This window comes from Priestia sp. FW507-14D1A, assembly GCF_058781295.1.
In genome coordinates, this window is sequence record NZ_JBYSWQ010000006.1 from 90,019 (window position 1) to 109,481 (window position 19,463).

Annotated in this window: 16 protein-coding genes; 2 read left to right on the forward strand and 14 right to left on the reverse strand. The window is 39.3% G+C overall.

Annotated features, from left to right (window positions below; genetic code table 11):
* Positions 1 to 152 precede the first annotated feature (152 nt).
* Genes lpdA through AC3WJG_RS19960 form a run of 4 tightly spaced genes read right to left on the reverse strand, consistent with a single transcriptional unit; the run spans position 153 to position 4,847 of the window.
* Positions 153 to 1,532, reverse strand: coding sequence for a dihydrolipoyl dehydrogenase (lpdA, locus tag AC3WJG_RS19945; RefSeq protein WP_028408872.1), 1,380 nt, complete (start codon positions 1,530 to 1,532; stop codon positions 153 to 155).
* 15 nt (positions 1,533 to 1,547) lie between these two features.
* Positions 1,548 to 2,777, reverse strand: coding sequence for a dihydrolipoamide acetyltransferase family protein (locus AC3WJG_RS19950; RefSeq protein WP_102813361.1), 1,230 nt, complete (start codon positions 2,775 to 2,777; stop codon positions 1,548 to 1,550).
* A 24-nt stretch (positions 2,778 to 2,801) separates the two neighbouring features.
* Positions 2,802 to 3,836, reverse strand: coding sequence for an alpha-ketoacid dehydrogenase subunit beta (locus tag AC3WJG_RS19955; RefSeq protein WP_098249939.1), 1,035 nt, complete (start codon positions 3,834 to 3,836; stop codon positions 2,802 to 2,804).
* Between the two features lie 18 nt (positions 3,837 to 3,854).
* A complete protein-coding gene (locus AC3WJG_RS19960) occupies positions 3,855 to 4,847 on the reverse strand; it encodes a thiamine pyrophosphate-dependent dehydrogenase E1 component subunit alpha (RefSeq protein WP_136789441.1) in 993 nt (330 codons plus the stop codon).
* Positions 4,848 to 5,321: 474 nt separating this feature from the next.
* On the opposite strand from AC3WJG_RS19960, the gene AC3WJG_RS19965 reads away from it, so the two are divergent.
* Entirely contained in the window at positions 5,322 to 6,656 is a 1,335-nt protein-coding gene (locus AC3WJG_RS19965; protein WP_028408876.1) for an SLC13 family permease, read from the forward strand.
* 81 nt (positions 6,657 to 6,737) lie between these two features.
* Here the strand turns inward: AC3WJG_RS19965 and AC3WJG_RS19970 are convergent, their stop codons facing one another.
* From AC3WJG_RS19970 to AC3WJG_RS19980, 3 genes are all read right to left on the reverse strand, one after another.
* The gene (locus tag AC3WJG_RS19970) at positions 6,738 to 8,114 is read right to left on the reverse strand and encodes an NCS2 family permease (RefSeq protein WP_337134072.1); all 1,377 of its coding nucleotides are present in this window, start codon (positions 8,112 to 8,114) and stop codon (positions 6,738 to 6,740) included.
* Positions 8,115 to 8,370: 256 nt separating this feature from the next.
* Complete coding sequence (locus AC3WJG_RS19975) at positions 8,371 to 8,697, reverse strand: Na-translocating system protein MpsC family protein (protein WP_492588521.1); 327 nt, start codon at positions 8,695 to 8,697, stop codon at positions 8,371 to 8,373.
* Positions 8,698 to 8,734: 37 nt separating this feature from the next.
* The gene (locus tag AC3WJG_RS19980) at positions 8,735 to 10,171 is read right to left on the reverse strand and encodes an NAD(P)-binding domain-containing protein (RefSeq protein ID WP_217599446.1); all 1,437 of its coding nucleotides are present in this window, start codon (positions 10,169 to 10,171) and stop codon (positions 8,735 to 8,737) included.
* 392 nt (positions 10,172 to 10,563) lie between these two features.
* Here AC3WJG_RS19980 and AC3WJG_RS19985 point away from each other — a divergent pair, with 392 nt between their 5' ends.
* The gene (locus tag AC3WJG_RS19985) at positions 10,564 to 11,466 is read left to right on the forward strand and encodes a COX15/CtaA family protein (protein ID WP_028408880.1); all 903 of its coding nucleotides are present in this window, start codon (positions 10,564 to 10,566) and stop codon (positions 11,464 to 11,466) included.
* A 61-nt stretch (positions 11,467 to 11,527) separates the two neighbouring features.
* Here AC3WJG_RS19985 and AC3WJG_RS19990 read toward each other — a convergent pair whose 3' ends face one another.
* The 7 genes from AC3WJG_RS19990 to xylE all read right to left on the reverse strand — a co-directional run bounded on the left by AC3WJG_RS19990 (position 11,528) and on the right by xylE (position 19,372).
* Positions 11,528 to 12,412, reverse strand: a complete 885-nt coding sequence (locus tag AC3WJG_RS19990; protein ID WP_013056577.1) for an SDR family oxidoreductase — start codon at positions 12,410 to 12,412, stop codon at positions 11,528 to 11,530.
* A gap of 351 nt (positions 12,413 to 12,763) precedes the next feature.
* Positions 12,764 to 13,258 carry a universal stress protein gene (locus AC3WJG_RS19995; RefSeq protein WP_028408882.1) on the reverse strand — a complete coding sequence of 165 codons (495 nt, stop codon included), beginning with the start codon at positions 13,256 to 13,258 and terminating at the stop codon, positions 12,764 to 12,766.
* Positions 13,259 to 13,405: 147 nt separating this feature from the next.
* On the reverse strand, positions 13,406 to 13,702 hold the full coding sequence (gene cyoD / locus AC3WJG_RS20000; RefSeq protein ID WP_060747472.1) for a cytochrome o ubiquinol oxidase subunit IV: 297 nt from the start codon (positions 13,700 to 13,702) through the stop codon (positions 13,406 to 13,408).
* Entirely contained in the window at positions 13,703 to 14,302 is a 600-nt protein-coding gene (cyoC, locus tag AC3WJG_RS20005) for a cytochrome o ubiquinol oxidase subunit III (RefSeq protein ID WP_043981922.1), read from the reverse strand. It abuts the gene before it with no gap.
* A 1-nt stretch (position 14,303) separates the two neighbouring features.
* The gene (gene qoxB / locus AC3WJG_RS20010) at positions 14,304 to 16,271 is read right to left on the reverse strand and encodes a cytochrome aa3 quinol oxidase subunit I (protein ID WP_492588523.1); all 1,968 of its coding nucleotides are present in this window, start codon (positions 16,269 to 16,271) and stop codon (positions 14,304 to 14,306) included.
* A 1-nt stretch (position 16,272) separates the two neighbouring features.
* Positions 16,273 to 17,211: a ubiquinol oxidase subunit II gene (locus tag AC3WJG_RS20015; protein WP_377585107.1), complete on the reverse strand. Its 939-nt coding sequence runs from the start codon at positions 17,209 to 17,211 to the stop codon at positions 16,273 to 16,275.
* Positions 17,212 to 17,950: 739 nt separating this feature from the next.
* Entirely contained in the window at positions 17,951 to 19,372 is a 1,422-nt protein-coding gene (gene xylE, locus AC3WJG_RS20020) for a D-xylose transporter XylE (RefSeq protein WP_337134076.1), read from the reverse strand.
* Positions 19,373 to 19,463: the final 91 nt, after the last annotated feature.

Consider the following 19,463-nt stretch of genomic DNA (forward strand, 5'->3'; position numbering starts at 1 on the left):
CGTTATGTAAAAAGTATAGAAAAACTAGACGAGGATGCAGGAAAACTCCTATCGCTCTTGCATGATTCCTTCATCCTCTAGTTTATCTTTTTAAGCCCTTCATTTTTACTTTTCATTCTTAAAGGGCTTAATCACTTAGGGCATTTGTATAGTTAAGAGTGAATGGCCTGACCCGCTGACTGCAAAAGAGCTTCGTGAATGGCTTCAGATAATGTAGGATGGGCAGCGATAAAGTCTTCCATTATATCTGTAGTCAACTCTCCGTGCATCATAATGGTTCCTTGTCCAATTAATTCTGTAGCATGTGAACCTACAATGGAAAGCCCAATAATTTCGTTAAACTGCGGTTCTACGATTACTTTTACTTTTCCAACGGACTCATTGGCAATCATCGCTTTGCCGTTTGCCGTAAACGAGAATTCTCCGACGCGAATATCGCCGTATTCGCTTCGAGCCTGCTTTTCTGTCATACCGACACTTGCAATTTCAGGGTGAGTATAAATGCAGCGGGGCACAGCTCGATAATTTACGCTCTTGTCTTTTCCGCATGCGTGTAAAGCGGCAACTGTGCCTTCATGAAAGGCGACATGAGCAAGCTGAATTCCGCCAACTACATCTCCACAAGCATAGATGTTAGGTATATTCGTTTGCATATGCTCATTAACATCAATTCCTTGTTTTGAAAAATGTACGCCAACCTGTTCTAAACCTAAACCTAGCACTCTAGGTTTTCTTCCAATTGAAATTAATGCATACTCAGCCTGCAGTTCATGCAGCTCTTCTTTATGTTTAAATAGAGCTGTTTTATCTTTTGGCTGCATTTCTGTTAGCGAAGCGGATGTATAAATCCTTACGCCTTTTTTCTCTAATTCTTCCTGTAACGTAAATGCGATGTCGGCATCTTCACCAGGAAGCAGCTGGTCTGCCGCTTCCACAATTGTTACTTTTGTTCCCATTTGGCTGTAAATGCTTGCAAATTCACATCCAATTACACCCCCTCCTACTATCAAAAGAGATGAAGGGACAGCAGGCAGCGACATTGCTTGTTTACTGTGAATGATCCACTTTCCATCAAAAGAAGCAAATGGCAGGCTAGCAGGTTCTGAACCCGCAGCAATAATAAACTGTTCAGCCTCTACCTCTTCTACGTGATTTTCGTTTCGCACGGATAGACGATGATTTGTCAAAAAAGAAGCTTCTCCTTTTATGACTTTAATACTGTTCTTTTTCATCAAATAGCCAATTCCCCTGACCAAGTTTTTTACAATGGCTGTTTTATGATGCTGAACGCCATCCCAGTTAATTTTCACTTGTTCTAAAGGAAGAGTGATGCCGAATTGCTCAGCTTTCTTAATTTTCTCATAGGCTTCCGCGCTTGCTAATAGCGACTTTGTTGGCATACAGCCCTCATTTAAACAGGTTCCACCTAAATCTTTTTGTTCGATTAACGTAACTTGTTTTCCTTGCCGGGCGGCAGTGATTGCCGCCACATATCCTGCTGGACCGCCGCCAATGACAACTAAAGGTTTCACGGAATGCACCCCTTTCTATAAGAGTAGTAAAATAGGCTGTTCTAAGTATTGTTTAATGGTTCCAAGGAAATTAGCTGCAGGTGCTCCGTCCAGTACGCGATGATCAAACGTCAAGCTTAAAGGCAGCAAGTTTCTTTTTTGTAATTCGTCTCCTTTATACATCGGTACATCTTCAGTAGCTCCAACACCAAGAATTCCTGTTTCAGGCGGGTTTAATACAGGTGTAAAATACTCTACTCCGTAAGCACCGAGATTAGTAATAGTGAATGTAGAACCTTGCATTCTATCAGTGCACAGCTGACCTTGCCGAGCATCTGCTGCTCGGGTTTTGATCTCTGCAGCTAATTCCACTAACGGCATCTTTTCAGCATGCTGCATAACTGGAACAACTAACCCATTTTCTAAAGCTACGGCCATTCCAAGATGAACATGGTTATAGAGTTGAATTTCGTTATCAATATAGGCACTGTTCATTTGTTTGTGTTCTTGAAGTGAAAGAACAACAGCGCGAGCAATAAAATCAGTTAGAGAGATTTTCACCTTATGGCGTTGTTGGATTACATCTTTGATTTCTCTCTGAAGAGACAGCAAATCCGTCACGTCAGCTTTCATATTAATCGTTAATTGGGCACTGTTTAATAAACTATTATGCATTCGACTTGCAATGACTTTCCTTATGCCCGCTACGGGAAGCGTTTCTTTGTTTATAGCGGGGTTATCCCTTTCTACCGTTTGGGGACTCGCTTCTGAAGCTCTTTCCGCCAGCGCTTTCTCTACATCTGCTTTGGTGATTCTTCCTTTTGGTCCTGTGCCTTGAATCGTTTCAACATTAAGGTTTTCAGATTCTGCTATTTTCCGTGCAATTGGGGAAATGCGCACAGTTTCTTTATTCTTTTTTGATGGAGCTGCGTTTGCTGGTGGCTCTTCTAAAGAGATAGCAGCCGCTACCTCGCTTTTAGGCGCTTGCAGCTCATTTGCTGAACGGTTCTGCTCAGTGACCTGCTCGTTTGGCTTTCCAACATAACAGATAATCGTTCCAGGAGGCACTCCTACATCTTCTTGTACAAGAATATCAAGAATCACACCGTCCTGCGGCGCTTCAATATCCATTTCGATTTTTTCAGAATTAATGCTTGCAATCATATCTCCTTTTGAAACGGAGTCTCCAACTTTTTTGTTCCACGTCGAAACGGTTCCTTCTTTCATTGCCATCCCTAGTTTTGGCATTACAACCTCTGCAGCCATTTGCTTCCTCCTCCTTTTCTTTAATTACACACTTAGAAGCGATTTATCTCCTAGTAACTCCGATACAACTTCAATCACTTTTTGTGGTGTTGGCAGATAAATATCTTCTAATGGAGGTGAAAATGGCACAGGTGTATGTGGTGCTGTAATTCGTTTAATAGGTGCATCAAGCATGTCAAATCCTTTATCAGCAACTAGCGCAGCAATATCTGTTGCGATGCTGCATCTTGGATTGGCTTCGTCAATGACAATTAATCGATTCGTTTTTTCTACAGAAGAAAGAATGGTCTCTTCATCAAAAGGTGATAGACTTCGCGGATCGACTACTTCTACATCAATTCCCTTGTGAAACAATTGATCTGCTGCTGTAAGTGCAGTATTTACTTGTTTTCCAATCGCTACAATGGTTAAATCTGTTCCTTCGCGTTTCACGTCAGCTTTCCCTAGCGGAATTGTATAGTAGCCTTCAGGAACCTCTCCTTTCATGTTGTACAATGTTTTGTCTTCAAAAAAGATAACGGGATCATTGTCTTCAATAGCTGCTAACAATAACCCTTTTGCATCGTAAGGGTTAGAAGGTACGACTACTTTAAGGCCAGGAATGCTAGTAAACAAGGCGTACAAGCTCTGAGAATGCTGAGCTGCAGCCCTAAATCCAGCTCCATGAGTCGTCCGAATCGTGACGGGCACTTCAGCTTTTCCTCCAAACATGTATCTAAATTTCGCCCCTTGATTCAGCACTTGATCTAAACAGCAGCCAATAAAGTCATTAAACATTAATTCTGCAACCGGTCTTAACCCCGTAGCTGCCGCTCCCATTGCCGCTCCTATATAAGCTGCTTCTGAAATAGGCGTATCCAGAATTCGTTCACGTCCAAATTCTTGTACAAGCCCCTTTGTCACTCCAAGGACCCCGCCCCAAGCCTCATCATCTTGCAGGTGGTCAATTTCCGCTCCGCCAGCTACATCTTCTCCCAAAAGAATCACATTCTCATCTTTTCGCATCGCTAGTTTCATAGCTTCATTAATAGCTTCAGACATGCTTAATTTTCTAGTCATTTTCTTTTCCCCCTTTAATTAATAAGATACATAAACATCCGTTAATAGTTCCGAAGCATCAGGGTAATCGCTTGTTTCTGCTAACTCAACTGCGCGTTTTACTGCTTTTTCTACATCACCATCAATATCTCTAAGCTCTTTTTCTGTTACTACTTGTTCTGAAAGCAAGTAATTTTCAAAAAGAGCGATCGCATCTTTTTCCTGGAGATGTTCTTTCTTTTCATTTCCTGATTTATACGTTTGTGCGTCGCCTTCAAAATGTCCGTAATTTCGATACGTTACACATTCAATTAATGTTGGCCCTTCCCCTCTGCGGGCTCGTTGAATAGCTTCTGCAGCTGCTTCATAAACCGCCATCACGTCTTTTCCATCCACTCGTACCCCTGGAATGTTATAAGATGCGGCACGATCTGCAATCGCGCTGCAGCTCGAAGCATAAGAAAATGGAGTTGCCTCTCCGTAGCCATTATTTTCAGCAACAAAAACAACCGGCAGTTTCCAAATCGCTGCTAAGTTAATTCCTTCATGAAACGTCCCTTCATTACCCGCTCCGTCTCCAAAAAAGCAAACGCTTACATCTTTTGTCTTTTTATACTTAGCAGTTAAAGCAGAACCGCATGCAAGCGGAAAGCCTCCTCCTACAATTCCATTTGCCCCTAAAATTCCTTTATCTAAATCCGCGATATGCATGGATCCGCCTTTTCCTTTGCCTAACCCGGTTACCTTTCCAAAAAGCTCAGCCATCATTCCATCTAAATCGCCGCCTTTAGCAATACAATGACCGTGTCCGCGATGAGTGCTCGTAATACTGTCACTGTCATTAAGATGAGCGCACATTCCAACCGCTACCGCTTCTTCACCTGCATACAGATGAACAAAACCAGGCAGTACACCTTTTGCAAAAATTTGATGTACTTCATCTTCAAACTTTCGAATTTCTACCATTTTCTGATACATCCAGCTGGCTTTTTCTTTCGTAAGCTTTTCTGTTTTGTTTTGAGCAGTTTTCATTATGGTAAGCCTCCTCATTTGATTATCAAACTTCACTTAACTACTATTGCAAGTACCGTGCCAATAGTAAAATCGCTTTATACTAGCAATCTATTGTTGGATTTGGCCTCATAAAGTTAGACAAAGTTGGACACTGTTCCAACTTTGTCTAACTTTGTCCAATCTTAGGGAAACCAATTATGTAAACTGAATTTAAGGTGCATAATAAGTATGCAGGAGGAAAATTACATTGAATAATCAACAAGAAAGCTTTTATATAAATATGATATAATGCTGAAGGAATCGTCTTCATTTTGAAGAATACTAAAGCTCCTAAAGGAGGTTGGTTAAAGCAAAACGGGCTTTATAGAAGTTTTACCGTAAAGTTGGATGTAAATTAAACGATGAAAGATGAGGTGAAAACCTGGAAAACATCCAAAGTTTTTGTCATCTACACTTCGTGATGTCTAGATGACATATCGCCAGGTTACTGTTATGCACAATGCAATTCAACACATTACAAGTTTTCATGTATACGCAGCCATTATTATATTTATCATTACATATTTTTTGATTATGACCGAAAAGATCAATCGCGCTTCGGCAGCTCTTTTAGGCGCTATATTGATGATTTTGTTAGGTATTGTTGACTTTAATAAGGCCATTATGGAACACATTCAGTGGGAAACGATTGTCCTTCTTATGGGTATGATGATTTTAGTCGGCATTACAAACAAAACGGGCGTGTTTCAATACGCAGCCATCAAGTCTGCTAAAATCGCTAAAGGTGACCCTGTTCGAATTCTAGTTATTTTATCAATCTTAACAGGCGTCGGATCAGCATTTTTAGACAACGTAACAACCGTGTTATTAATTGTTCCCGTTACATTTTCCATCACTACTATTTTGAATATTAATCCTTTTCCATTTCTTATATCAGAAGTGCTGTTTTCAAATATTGGAGGAACGGCAACTTTAATAGGCGACCCGCCTAATATTATGATTGGGGCAGCGAACCCTCACCTTGATTTTAATGCTTTTTTATTAAATTTAACTCCTGCAGTACTGATTATCGGTGTTGTTACGCTGGGGATTCTTGTTCTTATCTATCGTAAAAAGTTAAAAGTAGAAGATAGTAAAAAGCAAGAGCTAATGAGTTTAAACGAAAAAGATTATATTCAAGATTCCGCTTTAATGAAAAAATCGTTAACTGTATTAGTCTTAACGATTCTAGGTTTTACTCTGCATTCCGTTTTACATATCGATGCCGCTATGGTAGCTATTACAGGTGCAGCTGTATTATTGGTAATTGGATTACGAACTCATGATGAAGTAGAAAGCGCGTTTGATTCTGTTGAATGGACAACCATTATTTTCTTTGCTGGTTTGTTTATTCTTGTCGGGGGATTAATCGATGTAGGCATCATTAAAAAGCTCGCTGCAGGCGCGTTAAACGTTACAGACGGCAATATCGCACTGTCAGCTTATCTCATTTTGTGGATTAGCGGAATTGCTTCAGCTGTTATTGATAACATTCCTTTCGTTGCTACAATGATTCCACTTATTCAAGATATGGCTCATGGAATGGGAATGAGCCCTGATTCTGCTCAAATCAGTGTACTATGGTGGTCACTGGCTCTAGGAGCATGTTTGGGAGGGAACGGTACGCTAATTGGAGCGTCTGCCAATGTAATTGTAGCTGGCATGGCTGTAAAAAAAGGACATAAATTTTCGTTTATGGATTTTTTGAAAATTGGAGCTCCAATTACGCTTGTATCTCTTTTAATTTCAACGTTATATATCTTCCTTCGCTATCTTTTATTTCTGTAAGAGAAGAAAAATTAAAATCTACGCGAACAGTAAAAAAGACTTCTCAGCTGAGGAGTCTTTTTTTACTGTAAATACATGCACTCAAGCAGCACAGACGAAGTTGATAATAAAAGCGGCGCTAATGATATACATAATCCAGTGAATTTCCTTTGCCCTGCCAGCTAACAATTTAACGAATGTATAAGATAAAAACCCTAGCGCTAAGCCTTCGCCGATACTAAACGTTAACGGCATCAAAATAATGGTACAAAAAGCAGGCACAGCATCTGTTATCTCGTCTAAAGGAATGTTTTTGATTTCCGTTAACATGAGAGCTCCAACCATAATTAAAATAGGCGCTGTAGCAAAAGCAGGAATAATGCTAATTAATGGCGTAAATAAAATGCTCACTAAAAACAACATGGCAACGACCAGTGCTTTAAGGCCCGTTTTGCCTCCTTCTGCAATTCCCGCAGCATTTTCTACATACGCGTTCATTGCGGTAGATCCCATAGCAGCACTGGCTACAGTCGCAAGAGAATCTGCCATAAGCGCTTTATCTAACCCTTTAATTTCCCCTTTTTCATCCATTAATCCAGCTTTTTTAGATAATCCAATCATCGATCCTAAATTATCAAATAGCTCCACAAGTGTAAATGAAAAAATAATAGAGAAAAGACCGTAATGAAGAGCAGATTTAATATCCATTTGTAAAAAAGTTTCCGACATGCTCGGCATTGAAAACGACACCACGCTGCTGATGCTTTTAGGTGCTTCTACTATGCCCAGCACCATCCCGGCAATTGATACTAGCAAAATGCTAATCAGGGCCGCTCCTTTAATTTTTCGAGCAGTTAATACAGTTACCGCGATAAAACCTAATAAAGCAAGTAATGGGCCCGGTTTTGTAAGCTGACCAAGGGCTACTAAATTTTCTTTGTTGCTTACAATAATGCCTGCTTGCTTAAAACCGATAAAAGCAATAAATAGACCGATTCCAACAGAAATAGCACTTTTTAAAATAGCGGGTATCCCTTCAATAATCTTCTTGCGTAAGCCCGTTATGGTTAAAATAAAAAATACAACGCCTGAAATAAATACGGCTCCTAAACCTGTTTGCCACGTTAGCCCTTCACCCAATACCACTGTATACGTAAAAAAAGCGTTCAGCCCCATTCCTGGTGCTACTGCAATAGGCATGTTCGCCCATAATGCAAACAAAAGAGTAGCAAAGACAGTGGCAAAAATCGTCGCCGCAATTGCCGCTTCTTTTGGAATGCCTGCATCTGCTAAAATCGTCGGATTAACAAAGATAATATAGCTCATCGTCACAAAAGTAGTAATTCCAGCAAGAATTTCTGTTTTTACATCTGTTTTACGTTCGGTTAAATGAAACAGCTTATCCAACCATGAAGGCTTAGGTGCTGATTTTTTTGTTAGTTCCATATGCTGAGCTTCAACTTTTTCATTCATCGCCACTTGCTTTTCACTCCTTTAATTTTCGATTCATCTTCTTTTAACTCGCTTTTACAGTTCCTCTATAAAACAGTGTGTGTTTAGCCATTTCCCCTCTCTTTTTTGATGAAAATATCTATAAAAAAAGCCGTGAAAACAGAAGGGAATCCTTCTATCTTCACGGCTCTTTGCTTCTGTAAACAGAAGATAAGCATCCGTTTTTTAAGTGTTTTGCACAACAAACGATTTCATCGAACGTTTTGCCATTTATATAGCGAAGTTATTTAAAGCAAATAACCGTACAAGAATTCTCTGTAACAGGATCATAGTCTCTAAATAAAGAAGTGACCTGGATATCAAATAAAAGCTCCACTTTTTGCTTTAGCATTTTTTTATATTTAGTCGATAAAGCGGCATCAAGAGACATCACTAATTCTCTATATTCTTCACTAAGTGCTTCTAATGCCGGCATTCTTTTTGGTTGAGCTAGTATAAGAATTTTATTATCAATAATATCTATTTTTTGAGTATTCACGCCTACATTAAAAATTTCTTGGCTAATTTGAGTATACAAAGTAGCTATCTTCTTTTTAGAGATCTGCTCCATATGCTTCACCTTTTTCATTGTTAAAAATGTAGTTTTATTATATTGTTTTCACTTGATTATTGTCCTTTGACCAGCTGCCGACAAATTCAGGCTCATCATAGTCAAAGAAATTGGTTAAATTCTCATGGCGGTTATCAATAAAAAGCTGATTGGCGACTTCTGAGACGAGCTTTGGTATCGCATATTTTAGCCCTGAAAGAGCGGATGCAGAAATTCCACAGCTAATTAAAGCGGAATAATTAAAAGCAAAAAGGCCATATACCATTTTTTGACCTTCCCTATTACGACTTAAAAAAGCAAAGCCGTTACTAAGGTAAGGATGGGCATCCAATACTGGGTTGGCGATTTCATGCGGTGCTTTGTAATGATCGTTCCAGCGGGCGATGTGTTTTTCAACAAGTTGCAATTCTGGACGCAGAGCCGGATCTGTTAGAAGTCCGGTGCTAATAATTAAATAGTCAAACGTAAACGTTCCCTGAGGAGTGGTTACAACTGCTTTGTCGTGTTTTTCCTCGACGTCGAGCCATGGGGCATGCACGTGCAAATGAAAACCTGGCCATGAGGAAGCGCGTCCAAATGTATCATTCGTAGGCGGCTGATTGTATTCGAAAAAATGAGCCATCACTTCATATTTTTCAGCATCTGACAGAGCATGGAAACGTTCAATCATTCCTGAAGCTTCCATTTGTCTGATTGGATTAATACGGGGAAGTTCTTTTCGTCGAACAAATACATGAGCTTCAGCAACCCCTTCGGAAAGCGCATAGTTGGCGTTATCAAACGCGGATGCTCCTCCTCCTAAAACAGCTACTTTTTTGTTCTTCAACGTAGTGAAATCAATGGTTTGTGAAGTGTGAGAATAAAGATGAGGCGGCAATTTTTCAGAAATCATAGGTGGAACATGCCATTCTCCTCCTCCTTGAATTCCTGTAGCTAGTATAACTTTACGTGCCATCAGTGTAGGGCACACGGCTCCATTCCCCTCAATATGCAAGCGATGGATACCTGTTTCTGCAGGCTCAATTAACGTTAATTTTATTTCATTTGCCACAGGAAGGTTAAGAATATTCCGGTACCAGCGCAAATAATTCATCCAGTCTCCTCTTGGGATTTTGTCAAGAGCTTCCCAGCCTTCTGAGCCGAATTGTGCTTCCCACCACGCTTGAAACGTAAGTGAAGGCATGCCTAAATCGACAGACGTTAAGTTTTTGGGCGTTCTTAGCGTAATCATTCGCGCGTACGTTTCCCACGGGCCTTCTAAACCCGAACGATTTTCATCAATAACAAGAATATTCGACACGCGTTCTCGCAGCAAGCCAAAGGCCGTTCCTAAACCGCTTTGACCTCCTCCAATAATGATTACATCGTATACGTGTCCGCTCTTAGGGGTAATTGGCTGTGCTTCTGTTGGTTTCCTGAAGGAAAGGTAAGACAGATCGGTTTCTACTCTTTTATTTAAAGCTTCTAAGCTCATCGTTATCTCTCCTTTCAACAAAGTTTCTTTCCAATAAAACCTATCATTTTATATCTTACATAAAATGATAGGTTTTATAACATCATTTGATTTATATCTATATTATCACTTTTGGAATATGATTGTATCTCCATTCTCTCTAAAGTTTTTTTGGCAAATTGTATAAAATCACTAATATAATTTTTTTATATCTTATGTAGGGAACCCTATTTACATCGTTTAAAAGGAAAAAACCATTACAAAGTTTAAGGAAGAAAGCTTTTCTGACATCAATTTTAAGGGAAACATGTGCGAGTTTGTGACAGTTATTTGTTAATTACGCTCTACTACTTGACTATCGTATTCATCAAATCTATAGTCATAATTAGTAACTCAGCAAAGGGAGTCAACGTATGAGAAATTTATTTAAAATAACAGCTATATTTACAACGATTGTTATGTTTATTTTAATGATTGCCGGCAGTCTGGTCACAACCACAGGATCTGGATTAGGATGCGGAAACGAGTGGCCATTGTGTAACGGGCAGTTAATACCCGAATACGCGGTAGCAACAATGATTGAATATACGCATCGTTTGATTACCGCATTTGCAGGTCTTCTTGTTTTAGCATTTTCTATTTGGGCTTGGATTCGTTATCGCAGAAACCGTGAAGTGAAAATTTTAGCGATTATGAGTATTGCATTTATCGTTATCGAGTCATTGCTCGGGGCTTCTGCCGTTATCTGGCCTCAGTCAGCTGAGGCGCTAGCCCTGCATTTCGGTCTTTCGCTTATTGCGTTTACCGGTGTATTTTTACTTTCAATATTTGTTATTCAAAAGGACCGTTCGGATCATTTTATTAAAGGAGCCGTTACAGGCAAATTTAAATGGCTCGCATGGTTTACGCTTATATTTACCTATTGCGATATTTATTTAGGTGCATATGTGCGTCACAAAGGTGCAAGCTTAGCATGTACAAGCTTTCCTGCTTGTTATGGCAATACGCTTATTCCAAAGCTATCAGGAACAACAGGCATTCACTTTGCTCACCGATTTGCTGCTCTTGTGCTGTTTGTTCTTATCATTTGGATTATGGTATCTGCTATCAAACAGTATAAAGAAACTCGCCGTGATATTTACTATGCGTCCATCATTGCAGTTGCTTTAACCGTTGCTCAAATATTCAGCGGTATCTTTGTTGTCGTGTCTCGTTTAAATGTCTTTGCTACACTGTCTCACTCGGCGTTTATTACAGCGTTATTCGCTACGCTTAGCTACATTTGTGTACAGACGTTAAAAGGTAAAAGACGGTAAAACAGAAATAACTCTACAAAAAAGCCACTTGCAGTTTGTAACTGCAAGTGGCTTTTTTAAGTTAAGCTAGTTCTATTCCGCCTGTAATCCCGTAAACTTGAGCCGTCACGTAGCTTGCATCCGTTGAAGCTAAAAATACGTATACATTTGCTAATTCTACCGGCTGACCAGCACGCTGCAAAGGCGTATCTTGTCCAAAGCCTGGAATAGCGTCGCTTGGCTGCCCTCCAGAAATTTGCAGCGGCGTCCAGATAGGTCCTGGAGCAACGGAGTTGACGCGAATACCTTTTGGAGCTAATTGCTTTGCTAGTCCGCGAGTGAATCCGTTAATGGCAAACTTTGTAGCTGCATAGTCTAATAAATTAGGACTTGGGCTATAGCCTTGTACAGAACTTGTTGTAATAATAGAAGCACCTGCCGGTAAGTAAGGCAGCGCTGCTTTTACGGTCCAATATAAAGAGAATACATTTACTTCAAAGGTTTTGCGCAGTTGGTCCGTTTCTAAATCAGCAATATCTTCTACTGCCTGCTGTTTGCCAGCTACGAGCGCTAGAACATCTAGACCATCTAATTCTTTATAAGCTTTTTCTACTAGCTCTTTGCAAAAAGATTCTTCGCCTACATCACCAGGTATGAGAACGGCTTTTCTTCCTTCTGCTTCAATAAGCTTTTGTACTTCTTCTGCATCTGCTTGCTCTTGTGGCAAGTAATTAAGCGCAACGTCTGCACCTTCTCTTGCGTAAGCGATCGCTGCTGCCCGGCCAATACCTGAATCTCCGCCCGTCACAAGAGCTTTTCTGCCTTTTAATTTACCTGCACCTATGTAACTGTTTTCCCCGCAGTCCGGGATGACGTTCATTTCTTTTTGTACACCAGGTGGTTCTTGATACTGTTTTGGATAGTCTTCATGAAAATATTGAGTTAATGGATTATTTAGCTTTGACATATTCGTCACTCCTTTATAAATGAACCTTTAACCAGCTAAGGAAAAGTTTTCTATGTACTTGTTCTTCCCGTCTTCTTCTTTAATAAACATGTTTGATGTGCTCCATTAGCGCCTCGCTTTTCTTTCATTGCCTTTCTCCTTCAATCAACAGCTAGAAACAGCTGCATACATGAAATCTACGTTCACCATCACAATAAAAAAATCCGAACGAGTCGAATTCTTTATTAAGAATCTCGATTCCTCGTTCGGATCTTCTTTCAACTAAAATACATTTATCCCTCCTCTTTAAGTAAATGGTGAGAGCTTTGTATTTTGCTATGCACAATAAGCTTTATTTCTCGTCTGTGCCCGCTACTCTGTTAGTTCCACTTGTAAAGGCTTTGTTTCTTCTTCAGCCTCTTTAGGAGTGCGAACGATTAACACATCACATTTGGCATAGCGTAAAATATGCTGAGATACACTTCCGATTAAGATGCGCTCTACGGCGTTTAACCCGGTTGCCCCGCATACAATTAAATCAACGTGCTTGTCTGGTGCGATTTTTTTAGATATTTTTGTTTTAGGAGAGCCGTGTTCAATTAGTGTCTCAACTCTTGTTACTCCCGCTTTGATGGCTAGGTTACGATAATTGCTCAAAAGTTCTTCAGCAAATTTCTCTGCATCTTGAAAGCGTGTATCCGTATAGAATGCATAAGGTGATGGACTTAACGCCTGTATGTCGATAACGTGACAAACTATTAAATGAGCGTTATTTTTTTTCGCACTGTTAACTGCTTTTTTGAATGCCCACTCTGCTTCTACAGAACCGTCTACTGCTACGAGGATGTTACGATAAGCCATATTCATCATAATCTCTCCTTTGTCTTTCGTTTATAAAGAACTTTCCTTGCTACACTTTTATTTTACTTCTTGCGCAAACGAAAGTATGTGATTTTTATCACAATATATAGAAATTAATAAAAATAGAGCCGTGTGGAGTGCACGGCTCCATTTTTATTGAACTTGAGAGTTAAAAGTCATTATCCAAATCGATCCTGCTACAATCGTAATAACAAAGACGATTCCAAGTATTAAAGCCATCACATTATAACGAGGCTTCTCTCCGTCTTTAATATGCATGAAGAAAAACAGTTGAATGAAAAATTGAAGCACGGCCATTCCTAGAATGCTAGCTAGTAATATATTTTTAGAAAATACATGGTTTAATACCAGCATCAAAGGAATAACGGTTAAAATAATTGAGAAAATAAATCCTAGTGTATAAGCTTTTAATGACCCATGGTTCTCCATCTACATCACCCCCATTAAATACACAACCGTGTAAAGGAAGATCCAGACAGCATCAAGAAAATGCCAGTATAAGCTGATAATCGTCACTTTTCGCTTTGTTACAGAGGTAATTCCGTATCGTTTTAATTGGATTGTAATTGAAATCATCCAAATGATGCCGACAGAAACATGCAGCCCGTGCGTACTAACTAGCGTATAGAAAGCTGTAAAAAATGCGCTCGTAGAAATGGTGGCTCCTTCGTGAACCATTGTTTGAAATTCATGAATTTCAAGGCCAACAAAGCACATACCTAAAAGCAGAGTTACGATTAGCCAGCCAATTAAAGGCTTTATTTTTCCCTTGTGCATGCTCAGCACAGCTAATCCGCTTGTAAAGCTGCTCGTTAATAAGATAAACGTTTCAGAAACAAATCCTGGAACTTCAAAAAATTCCTTTCCTGTAAGGCCTCCCGCAGTATGATTAACAAGAACGGCATACGTAGCAAATAATGCTCCAAATAAGATGCAGTCCGTTACGAGGAAAAGCCAAAAACCCATAACTTTGATTCCTTCATCATGTTCATCATGATGTTCTTCGTGGTGCGCTGTCGCATAAGCCATGTCAGCCAACCCTCCCTACTGAATCTTCTGTATGCCGAATTTCATCCACCGGAATATAATAGTCCGAGTTGTATTGAAAAGAACGAGCTAGTAAACAAGCTCCGACTCCTGTCAAACCGAATATCGCCACCCACACCCAGTGGAACGTTAAGCCAAAACCAGCAATGAACCAGAAAACCGACATGATAAATGGAATACCTGAATTCTTAGGCATATGAATCGGAGAGAAAGCAGCTGTTTCCTTCGCTTTTTTCTTTTTTCTTTCTTCTTTTGTTGTCCACCACGCATCTTGCCCCGCTACTGTTGGAATCACTGCAAAATTGTAGTGCGGCGGCGGTGAAGGGATGGACCATTCTAATGTACGTCCATTCCAAGGATCCCCCGTTACATCTCGTTCTCCGTACTTAATGCCATGAAGAATCTGCCATGCTTGAAAGATAAACCCTATGCCCATAAAGAAAGCTCCGACTGTAGAGATAACGTTCAGCGGTCCCCATCCCATGTCAAAGTCATACGTATAAATACGGCGCGTCATTCCCATAAACCCTAATGCGTATTGAGGCATGAAGCATACATAAAAACCAATATTCCACGTCCAAAACGCCCATTTACCAAGACGGTCATTTAATTTAAAGCCAAACATTTTTGGCCACCAATAGTACAAACCTGCAAAAAAGCCGAATACAACGCCTCCGATTAACACTTGGTGAAAGTGTGCAACTAAAAAGTAGCTATTATGATACTGATAGTCCGCAGGAGCTGCTGAAAGCATAACACCCGTTGCTCCTCCCACAACAAAGCACGGGATAAAAGCAATTGTCCATAGCATTGGCTGCGTCATTTGAATACGGCCGCGGAACATCGTAAATAACCAGTTGAACACTTTAACACCCGTTGGAATTCCGATAGCCATCGTCGTAATAGCAAAAAACACATTCACATTAGCACCTGCACCCATCGTAAAGAAATGATGTACCCATGTGAAATACGATAGAACGCTAATAATCATCATTGAAAAAACCATAGACTTATAGCCAAATATCTTCTTTTGAGAAAACGTTGCAACGATTTCAGAAAAAATGCCGAATGCAGGAAGTACAACGATATACACTTCAGGATGTCCCCACATCCAAATTAAGTTAATGTACATCATCGGATTTCCTCCGCCGGTCATAGTAAATAAGTGTCCGTCAAAGAAGCGGTCAATAAACAATAAAGCAAGCGTTACGGTTAATACAGGAAACGCGAAAATGATAATAATACAGCTTGCTAGAACGGACCACGTGAATAGGGGCATATGCATAAGTTTCATGCCCGGTGCACGCATTTTTAAAATAGTCATAATAAAATTAATTCCAGAAGCCAAGCTGCCAATACCTGATATTTGAATACCCCAAATATAAAAATCTTGACCTGGTCCAGGACTGAACTGCATGCCAGAAAGCGGCGGATAACTCAACCATCCTGCATCTGGCGAGCCGCCGATTACAAACGACAAATTAAAAAGCATGGCGCCAAAGAAAAATAGCCAAAAGCTTACCGCGTTTAAAAAAGGATAGGCGACATCTCTTGCTCCAATTTGAAGCGGCACAACAATGTTAAAGAACGCAAACATAAGCGGCATTGCCATAAATAGAATCATAATAGTTCCGTGCGTAGTAAAAATTTCGTTGTAATGATTAGAATCTAGAAAATGCCACTGAGGGAATGCTAGTTGAATACGCATTAATAGTGCATCTACTCCGCCTCGAAACAGCATTAATAATGAAGAAAGCATATACATAATTCCAATTTTTTTATGATCGACCGTTGTAAGCCACTCATGCCATAGCCACTTCCACTTTTTAAGATACGTAAGAACAAAAATAATACCGGCTAGTGTTAACAAAATGGCAACATCTGCTCCATAAATCATCGGTTCTCCTGTCACAAAAAAATGAGATGAAAAATCTTTTAATTTGTCTAACAACTTAGTTTCCTCCTTCCTGGTGCTCGTGCTGTGCATGTACTTGTTCTTCAGAAGCCACATTCATAGTCTTCATGTCTTCATTTTTCATATGGTGATGCTGACTATAATATTGACCACCGTTTTTAATTACAATTTCTTGAAATAAGCCTTTAGGAATGGTAGAATACGATTTTTCTAGAGAAAGACCTTGTTTGGCAAGACTGTTATAATCAGCTTTTGTTAAAGCTGGTGATGTTTCTTTCACTTGCTTTACCCACTGCTTAAATTCTTTTGTCGATGTAGATTTAACTTTAAAATTCATATGAGCGAATCCTTCACCCGTAAAATTCGCACCCGAACCAAAATATTCTCCCTTGTGATCAGCTTGCAGCCAAAGCCCCATTGCCATTCCCGGCATGGTATATAATTGTCCTCCCAGCTCCGGTACCCAAAAAGAATTCATAGGTGCATCTGACGTTAGCACGAATTGAACGGGCACATCTTTTGGAATGTTGACATAGTTCACTGTCGCAATATCTTGATCCGGATATTGAAATAACCATTTCCAGTCAAGAGACGTTACTTCAATCGTTAGCGGCTTTACATCTTTTTGCGGCGGATCTACTAAGTCATACGTTGTTCTGGCCGTAGCGAAACCTAAAATACCAATAATAATAATGGGGATGCCCCACCAAATAAATTCAAGACGCTTGCTATCGTCCCAGTCTGGCCGATACGGAGCCTTGTTTCCAGGCTTATCACGGTAGCGTAAAACGATATACACAAGCAGACCTAAAACAGGAATAACAACAATTGTGCATAAAATTATCGAAAAAATAATTAACTGGTATTCTTTTTGAGCCACCGCCCCCTGCGGGTTTAAAATCAAATAACGACTATCACAGCCTGCTAAAAAAATTGTGATGAATACGGAGAGAATGATTAACTTGCTAATATGCATTGATTTTTGCTTTCTCACCTAAGTTCAGGCTCCCTTCCTCTAAATCTCTGTACATAATAATGGTATATAAACGTTCATATTAGAGAAGCATCTCAACAGATCAAAAGGCTAAAAACCTCCTAACATATTGAAGTTTGTCATGACATATTGCTTACTCCTAAAAAATTATCATGTTGCGTTGTTAAAGGGTGTGATATTTATCACACTTGAAGCGATTTTTATCTAGTTTAAATGGCTTTACCATAATTTCGTCACATATTTGGTTAAATGTGGTGTGAAATACCTTGCTCTTAGCGCGTAGATTCTGATAAAAGCAAAAAGCTCTTCCAGTTCTTATTAACCGAAAGAGCTTTTCGTAAGTATTAGATGAAGTATTGAGCTTTAACATTTACTGATTTGCTTATTTGACCTGCTGAAACATCCAATCAATCATTTTCTGATTTTGATACGTGGGAACCCATGAAGCGTGATCTACTTTAATTCTTTAGGATATTCCGTATATAGTGGATGCCCCCAGATTTTTTGTAAATTCATTGCACCGTTATTTATATTTACGATGAAACACTCCTCATAAAGAAAACTATATTTCTATTTTCAAAGAGACTTATCACTATAGCAATATCTTTTAAAAAAGCTATCCACTTTCTTCATAAAGATTACATATTAAAAACACCTAAAGATAGTTTAGGTGTTTTTGAAAGTTTTATATTCATCTTTTCTCTAAGTAAAAGCTCAATGGTTATATGGCCTTCTTACTCTTTGAAGCCCCTTGTTTTTTTCTCCACATATTTTCCATTTGTTCGAGAGTTCTACCTTTCGTTTCAGGAACAAATTTCCAGACAAATAAAGCAGAAAGTACACTCATTAAACCGTAAAAACCATATGTTAATCCTCCGCTATATTCCATCATCACGGGATATGTAGAGGAAATAAAATAGTTAGCCGCCCACTGAGCAGCTACGGCAATAGCTACAGCACGACCTCTAATTTTATTAGGAAAAATCTCTGAAATGAGCACCCAACAAATTGGTCCCCATGACATCATAAAGGAAGCTGTATAAATAATGATAAATACAAGCGTCCCTATACCAATGATGTTTGAAAAAGCCATGCTTGCTACACCGAACATTCCAATGGCCATTCCGATAGATCCTGTTATTAATAAAGGTTTTCTTCCCAAACGATCAACCGTCAAAATTGCAATTACTGTAAAAATAACGTTTACTAATCCCATAATAATGGTTTGCAGCATAGAAGAACCTTTAGCTGCTCCCATGCTTTCAAAAATACGCGGAGCATAATATAGAGCTACATTGATTCCTACAAACTGTTGAAATACAGAAAGCAGTATACCTACAACGATAACTAATTTTCCATATGCCAATAATTTTCCAGACGAAACATTGGTAGAAATTGTTTGTTTAATATCTTCTAAAATTGATTTTGCTTCTGAAGATCCATTAATTTTAGTTAGTATGGCTAAAGCTTTTTGATCTTGATTCTGTATAGCTAAGTAGCGAGGCGTTTCAGGAACTAAAAACAAGAGTGATGCAAAGAGTAAAGCTGGAATAGCTCCTGAAGCAAACATGTATCTCCAACCTACATCATTAATCCATTCTAAGGTTTCCCCATTTGCAATACCCCAATTCACGAAGTAAACGACTAACATTCCAAAAATAATCATAAATTGATTGAATGATACCAATCTGCCGCGAATATCTGCCGGTGCAATTTCTCCTATATAGATGGGACAAATGGCTGATGCTAAGCCAACACCAATCCCACCTATAATGCGGTAGAAGTTAAAAGCTAGTAACAAAGAGAGTGTCGGTTCCCCTTTTGTGAAAAATAAAAACTCAGGGTAAGAAGCGCCCAACGCTGAGACTATAAAAAGAATAGCTGCTAGTATAAGTGATTGTTTGCGTCCTAGTTTCGTCGCAAAATAACCAGATACCAATCCTCCAATAATACATCCTATTAAAGCACTTGATACAGTAACACCGTGTGCTAAAGATCCTAACCCTAAGCTGTCAATAAGATACACCTTTAATGATTCTTCAGCTCCAGATATTACAGCTGTATCATATCCAAACAGTAACCCTCCGATAGCGGCAACTAAAGTAATAGAAAAAATATATAATGAGTTTCGATTTTGTTTCATGCGTTGTTAAAAGCAGTTAGTTAAGAGTAACAGTAGAAGTTCTATTTCTAACTGAGTTCGCATTTATTTGAATGCGTTTTCAAATTTTTGG

Bases quoted from the DNA above. Each gene is read 5' to 3' on its own strand.
- AC3WJG_RS19975 (WP_492588521.1), bottom strand. From the start codon at position 8,697: ATGGAGCAGATCTCTAAAAAGAAGATAGCTACTTTGTATACTCAAATT.
- xylE (WP_337134076.1), bottom strand. From the start codon at position 19,372: ATGAAACAAAATCGAAACTCATTATATATTTTTTCTATTACTTTAGTT.
- cyoC (WP_043981922.1), bottom strand. From the start codon at position 14,302: ATGGCTTATGCGACAGCGCACCACGAAGAACATCATGATGAACATGAT.
- AC3WJG_RS19990 (WP_013056577.1), bottom strand. From the start codon at position 12,412: ATGTCAAAGCTAAATAATCCATTAACTCAATATTTTCATGAAGACTAT.
- AC3WJG_RS20015 (WP_377585107.1), bottom strand. From the start codon at position 17,211: ATGCATATTAGCAAGTTAATCATTCTCTCCGTATTCATCACAATTTTT.
- AC3WJG_RS19965 (WP_028408876.1), top strand. From the start codon at position 5,322: ATGCACAATGCAATTCAACACATTACAAGTTTTCATGTATACGCAGCC.
- AC3WJG_RS19985 (WP_028408880.1), top strand. From the start codon at position 10,564: ATGAGAAATTTATTTAAAATAACAGCTATATTTACAACGATTGTTATG.
- AC3WJG_RS19995 (WP_028408882.1), bottom strand. From the start codon at position 13,258: ATGAATATGGCTTATCGTAACATCCTCGTAGCAGTAGACGGTTCTGTA.
- AC3WJG_RS19960 (WP_136789441.1), bottom strand. From the start codon at position 4,847: ATGAAAACTGCTCAAAACAAAACAGAAAAGCTTACGAAAGAAAAAGCC.
- AC3WJG_RS19980 (WP_217599446.1), bottom strand. From the start codon at position 10,171: ATGAGCTTAGAAGCTTTAAATAAAAGAGTAGAAACCGATCTGTCTTAC.
- cyoD (WP_060747472.1), bottom strand. From the start codon at position 13,702: ATGGAGAACCATGGGTCATTAAAAGCTTATACACTAGGATTTATTTTC.
- AC3WJG_RS19950 (WP_102813361.1), bottom strand. From the start codon at position 2,777: ATGGCTGCAGAGGTTGTAATGCCAAAACTAGGGATGGCAATGAAAGAA.
- AC3WJG_RS19955 (WP_098249939.1), bottom strand. From the start codon at position 3,836: ATGACTAGAAAATTAAGCATGTCTGAAGCTATTAATGAAGCTATGAAA.